The following is a 5,510-nucleotide window of genomic DNA, read 5'->3' on the forward strand; positions in this document are numbered from 1 at the left end:
GTGGTGGGCGCGATCGTGGCGTGGAACGTGCCGCTGTTCCTGGCGATCAACAAGCTGGGGCCGGCACTGCTGGCCGGCTGCACCGTGGTGCTCAAGCCGGCCGCTGAAACACCTTTGAGCGCAAATGCTTTGGCGGAGGTGTTCGCCGAGGCCGGATTGCCCGAGGGCGTGCTGTCGATCGTTCCCGGCGGGATCGAGACCGGCCAGGCGCTGACGTCCAACCCCGACATCGACATGTTCTCGTTCACCGGAAGCTCGGCGGTGGGCAAGGAGATCGGCAAGCGTGCCGCGGAGATGCTCAAGCCGTGCACCCTGGAACTCGGCGGAAAATCGGCCGCCATTCTGCTCGAGGACGTCGACCTGGCCGCCTCGGTGCCGATGCTGGTGTTCTCCGGAGTCATGAACTCCGGGCAGGCCTGCGTGGCCCAGACCCGCATCTTGGCACCGCGCTCGCGGTACGACGAAATCGTCGAAGCCATCGGCAATTTCGCGGCCTCGCTTCCAGTCGGCCCGCCGTCGGACGCGGGCGCCCAGATCGGCTCGCTGATCTCGGAGAAGCAGCGGGCTCGGGTCGAGGGCTACATCGCCAAGGGCGTCGAAGAGGGCGCGCGCCTGGTGACCGGCGGTGGCCGTCCCGAAGGCCTCGACAATGGTTTCTATGTCCAGCCCACCGTCTTCGCGGACGTCGACAACACGATGACGATCGCGCAGGAGGAGATCTTCGGCCCGGTGCTGAGCATCATTGCCTACGACACCGAAGAGGACGCGATCAAGATCGCCAACGACTCGGCGTACGGACTGGCCGGCAGCGTGTGGACCACCGATGTGCCGCGCGGCATCAAGATCTCCGAGCAGATCCGCACCGGCACCTACGCGATCAACTGGTACGCGTTCGACCCATGCTGCCCGTTCGGCGGCTACAAGAACTCCGGCATCGGTCGCGAGAACGGGCCCGAAGGCGTCGAGCACTTCACCCAGCAGAAGAGCGTGCTGATGCCGATGGGCTACACCCTCGACGCGTAGCGCGCACCGCCAGACTGCGGCTAGCCGCGCTTTCGCACTCGAGACTGCGGCCAGCCGCGGTTTCGCGCCGGCAAAGCCGTCAGAACGCCTCCTCGCGAAGCTGCATCACCGCGAGGTCGACGTTGGCTGCGATCCCGCGTTCAGCGGTCAGTCGCGGCAGCATGTTCTTGACGAAAAACTTTGCGCATCCGATCTTTCCGGCGTAGAAGGACATGTCGGCCGAGCTCGGTTCGTGGTCTAACCCCTCAAGTGCGACCTCGGCCTGTCGCAGGAGTAGCCAGCCGATCAGCACGTCACCGACGGCCATCAAGAACGGCACCGACTCCAAGCCGACCCGATAGAGCTCGGTGGCACTCTGCTGGGCATCGACCAGATAGCCGGTCAGCGTCGCCACCCAGCCTTGCAGATCGTCCACGGCAGTGGCCAAACACGCACGCGCGTCGTCGAGTTCAGGCCGCGCGTCGTCGCTGTCGATGAACGACTCGATCTGGGTGAGCAGGTGGGTCAGCGCCGCACCCTGGTCGCGGACGATCTTGCGGAAGAAGAAATCCTGCGCCTGGATCGCGGTGGTGCCCTCGTAGAGCGAGTCGATCTTGGCGTCACGGATGTACTGCTCGATCGGATAATCCTGCAAGAAGCCGGACCCACCGAAAGTCTGCAGCGATTCGGTCAGGGTCTGGTAAGCCCGTTCGGACCCAACACCTTTCACGATCGGCAGCAACAGGTCGTTGACCCGCTCGGCCAACTGGGCGTCGGCGCCCGACGCGATCGCGGCGGCGCCGGGATCCTGGTGGGCGGCGGTGTAGAGGTAGAGCGCGCGCAGCCCCTCGGCATAGGCCTTCTGGGTCAGCAGCGCCCGGCGCACATCGGGATGGTGAATGATCGTGACGCGGGGGGCGGTCTTGTCGGTCATCTGCGTCAGGTCGGCACCCTGAATCCGGGTCTTTGCATAGTCCAACGCATTCAGATACCCCGTCGACAGCGTCGCGATAGCTTTGGTGCCCACCATCATTCGGGCATATTCGATGACCTTGAACATTTGCGCGATCCCGCGATGGGTGTCGCCGACCAACCAGCCGACCGCGGGGATGCCGTGCTGCCCGAAGGTCAACTCGCAGGTGGCCGACACCTTCAGACCCATCTTGTGCTCGACGCCGGTGACGAAGACACCGTTACGCTCCCCCGGTTCACCCGTCTTCGGGTCGAGCAGGAACTTGGGCACCAGAAACAGGCTCAGGCCCTTGGTGCCCGGCCCGGCGCCCTCCGGTCGCGCCAGCACCAGGTGCAGGATGTTCTCGAAGACGTCGTCGCTGTCGCCGCTGGTGATGAATCGCTTGACGCCGTCGATATGCCAGGTCCCGTCGCCCTGCTCGACCGCCTTGGTCCGGCCGGCGCCGACATCGGATCCGGCATCGGGCTCGGTGAGCACCATCGTGGCGCCCCAGTTGCGGTCGATGGCCAGCGACGCCCAATGCCGTTGCTGCTCATTGCCGATGGCAAAGAGAATGTTCGCCATGATCGGGCCGGCCATGTACATGAACACGGCCGGGTTGGCGCCCAACACCAATTCGTTGACCGCCCACTGCACCATCGACGGCGCCGGCACACCGCCGACGTCCTCGCTCAGGCCGACGCGAAACCACTCGCCTTCGCCCCACGCACGCATCGACTTCTTGAACGGCCCGGGCAGGGTGACGACGTGTGAGTCGGGGTCGAACGTCGGCGGGTGGCGGTCGCTTTCGGCGAACGAGTCGGCCACCGGGCCTTCAGCCAAGCGGGCGGCTTCTGCCAGCATCTGTCGTACCGAGTCGCCGTCGAGGTCGCCGAACGCGTCGGCGGCGAGCACCTCGTCCAACTTCAGTAATTCGAACAGGTTGAACTCGAGGTCGCGTACGTTGCTCTTGTAGTGGCCCATCGCTGACGCCTTTCCATCGCCTGGCCCGAGCCTAACTCCGCCGATCCAACCACCGCTGCGGACCGCTGCACACGGTGTCCGCGCAGTTCGGGTGGCTGGGCTGACGGCCCGCCCCCTCCCCAGACCGCTTCGCGGTCTGCATTGCCGGCAGGCTCAGTCGCTGGCCGGAAGCGGCTTGGCTTCCTTCAGGCTGAGCGCGGTAGCGCCGATCGCCAGCGTCCCGGCACCGGCCTTGGTCACCAGCACCTCGGCGCCGGAGTCGTCGACGTACCGCTTACCCATGATCGCGCCGCCGGCGAACGCCGGATCCAGCTCGCCGGAATGCTCGGCGCCCAGCGCCACCATCGGCGCCCCACCGCAGCGCAGGTCGTCGAGGCTGTCGGCGCTGCGGACAACGATCACCTGGGTGTCGCAGACCTGACTGGCCAGGCGGGTGCCGTTCTTGATCATGATCCGATCCTCGGTTCTCTCACTGCTCGGCCACAGCGGCACGAAGCTCCTCGACGATGTCGCGGCGAAGCACTTTGCCGGTCGCGTTGGTGGGCAGCTCGTCGCGAAAGACTACCCGGTCAGGGGTCCGCGACCCCCGCAATCTCGTGCGGACATGCTCGCGCAATTCCTCGGCGTCGGGGTCGGCTCCAGGAACCGGCACCACCACAGCGACGATCGCCTGCCCCCACTGCGGATCCTCGACACCGACGACCACGACGTCACGCACCTGCGGATGCTCGACGAGCACATCCTCCAGTTCTGCGGGTGCAATGTTTTCGCCGCCGCGGATGATCGTGTCGTCGCTGCGGCCGCCGATGAACAGGTAGCCGCCCTCGTCGAGGGTGGCGATGTCCTTGGTCGGAAACCAGCCCTGCGCGTCGAGCACCGAGCCGATTCCGGTGTAGCGGCCCGACACCTGCTCACCGCGGACGAACAGTTCGCCGGTCTGCCCGGCCGGCAACACCGCGCCGTCCGCGCCGCGGATCTGTACCTCGACGTTCGGCACCGGCCGGCCCACCGAGCCCAGCCGCTTGAGCTCAGCCGGGTCTGCGGCGGCCTGCGCCTCGCGGTGGTCCTCGGGAGTCAACACTGCGATCGTCGAACTGGTCTCGGTCAGGCCGTAGGCATTGACGAACCCAACGTCGGGCAGCAACTCAAGCGCCCGGCGTACCAGCGGCAACGGCACCTTGGAACCGCCGTAGGCCAAGTTGCGCAGCGACGGCAGCCGCTGCCCGCCGCTTTCCAGGACGCCGACGATCCGGTCCAGCATGGTCGGCACCACCGTCGCGCTGGTGACCTGCTCGGCGTCGATCAGGCGCAGCCATTCGTGCGCGTCGAAGACCGGCAGATAGACCATCTTGCGTCCGGCATAGAGATTCGACAGCGCCGCGCTGACCCCGGCGATGTGATAGGGCGGCACACAGATCAGCGCGGCGTCGGCCGCTTCGGCGGACCCGAATTCGACGGTGCCGGTGACGTAGCTGGTCAAGTTGTTGTGGGTCAGCTCAACGGCTTTGGGTTGCGACGTGGTGCCCGACGTGAACAGCACGATGCCCACCGAATCCGGTTCGGCGAATTCCACGGCCGGTTCGGCCGCGCGGGCTTGCGCAAGAAAGTCGTCGGACGCCAGGATCCGCTTGGCCACACCGTTCACGCCAGCCAGTTCGCCGAGGTAGCGGCTGTCCGCCACCACCAGCGGGTCGGGCAGCCGGGCGATCAACGTCGTGATGGCCTCGGCGGACAGCCGGTAGTTGATCGGCGTGAACGGGATCCCGGCCCGGGCCGAGGCGAAGATCAGCAGCGGCAGCATGGCACCGCCGACCCCGACATAGACGACGTGCGACGCCCCTGACGCCGCGATGACGCCCGCCCCGCCGTCGGCGAGATCGCTGAGCTGCTGGGTCGTCAGTCGGACATCACCGGAGACGACGGCCGTCCGCCCGGGATCGTTCGAGCTCGCCATCTCGAGTAACAGCGAAATGCTCACGGTCACACCTTCTGCGATGTCCACACGTTACAAATACTGGCCAGAATGTCATGCCAGTTTAGAGGACGTCACCATGCACCGTAACGGCCGCCTGAGCTCAGGTGCCGGTCCACTTGGCCGGCCGCTTCTCGGCGAACGCGATCGCGCCTTCCTTGGCGTCGTTGGAGCCGAACACCGGCATCAGGATCGTGTTCTGTTTGGCGAACCGCTCCGCCGGGCTCCAGCCTCGGGACTCGACGATGATCTGCTTGGTGGCCGCCACCGCCAGCGGACCGTTGACGGTGATCCGCTCGGCCAGGTCGATCGCCGCATCCAGCGCGCCCCCGGGTTCGGCGAGCACGTTGACCATACCCAGGGCGTGCGCCCGTTCGGCGGTGAAGCTCTCGCCGGTCAGCGCCAGTTCCATCGCGATCGCGGGAGGGATCCGCTCGGGTAGCCGCAGCAGCCCGCCGCCACCGGCGACCAAGCCGCGCTTGACCTCAGGGATGCCGAACGACGCGTCCTTGGACGCCACGATCATGTCGGTGGCGAGCGCCAACTCGGTACCACCGGCCAGCGCGTAGCCCTCCACGGCCGCGATCAGCGGCTTGACCG

Annotated in this window: 5 protein-coding genes; 1 reads left to right on the forward strand and 4 read right to left on the reverse strand. The window is 66.7% G+C overall.

The annotated features are described in order from the left end of the window. Positions 1-1,023, forward strand: a 1,023-nt coding sequence (locus AC2VOG_RS06750) for an aldehyde dehydrogenase family protein (protein ID WP_486939143.1), incomplete at its 5' end; no start/stop codon positions are given. A gap of 79 nt (positions 1,024-1,102) precedes the next feature. Here AC2VOG_RS06750 and AC2VOG_RS06755 read toward each other — a convergent pair. The 4 genes from AC2VOG_RS06755 to AC2VOG_RS06770 form a co-directional block, all read right to left on the reverse strand. After that, positions 1,103-2,938 carry an acyl-CoA dehydrogenase gene (locus tag AC2VOG_RS06755; protein WP_486939144.1) on the reverse strand — a complete coding sequence of 612 codons (1,836 nt, stop codon included), beginning with the start codon at positions 2,936-2,938 and terminating at the stop codon, positions 1,103-1,105. A 153-nt stretch (positions 2,939-3,091) separates the two neighbouring features. Then, positions 3,092-3,388 (reverse strand): hypothetical protein, encoded by a 297-nt coding sequence (locus AC2VOG_RS06760; protein ID WP_486939145.1) that lies wholly within the window; start codon positions 3,386-3,388, stop codon positions 3,092-3,094. 19 nt (positions 3,389-3,407) lie between these two features. Further along, the gene (locus AC2VOG_RS06765) at positions 3,408-4,916 is read right to left on the reverse strand and encodes a class I adenylate-forming enzyme family protein (RefSeq protein ID WP_486939146.1); all 1,509 of its coding nucleotides are present in this window, start codon (positions 4,914-4,916) and stop codon (positions 3,408-3,410) included. Between the two features lie 97 nt (positions 4,917-5,013). After that, a partial coding sequence (locus tag AC2VOG_RS06770; protein WP_486939147.1) for an enoyl-CoA hydratase-related protein occupies positions 5,014-5,510 on the reverse strand: 497 nt, incomplete at its 5' end.

The organism is Mycobacterium sp. TH-M11 (assembly GCF_057473725.1).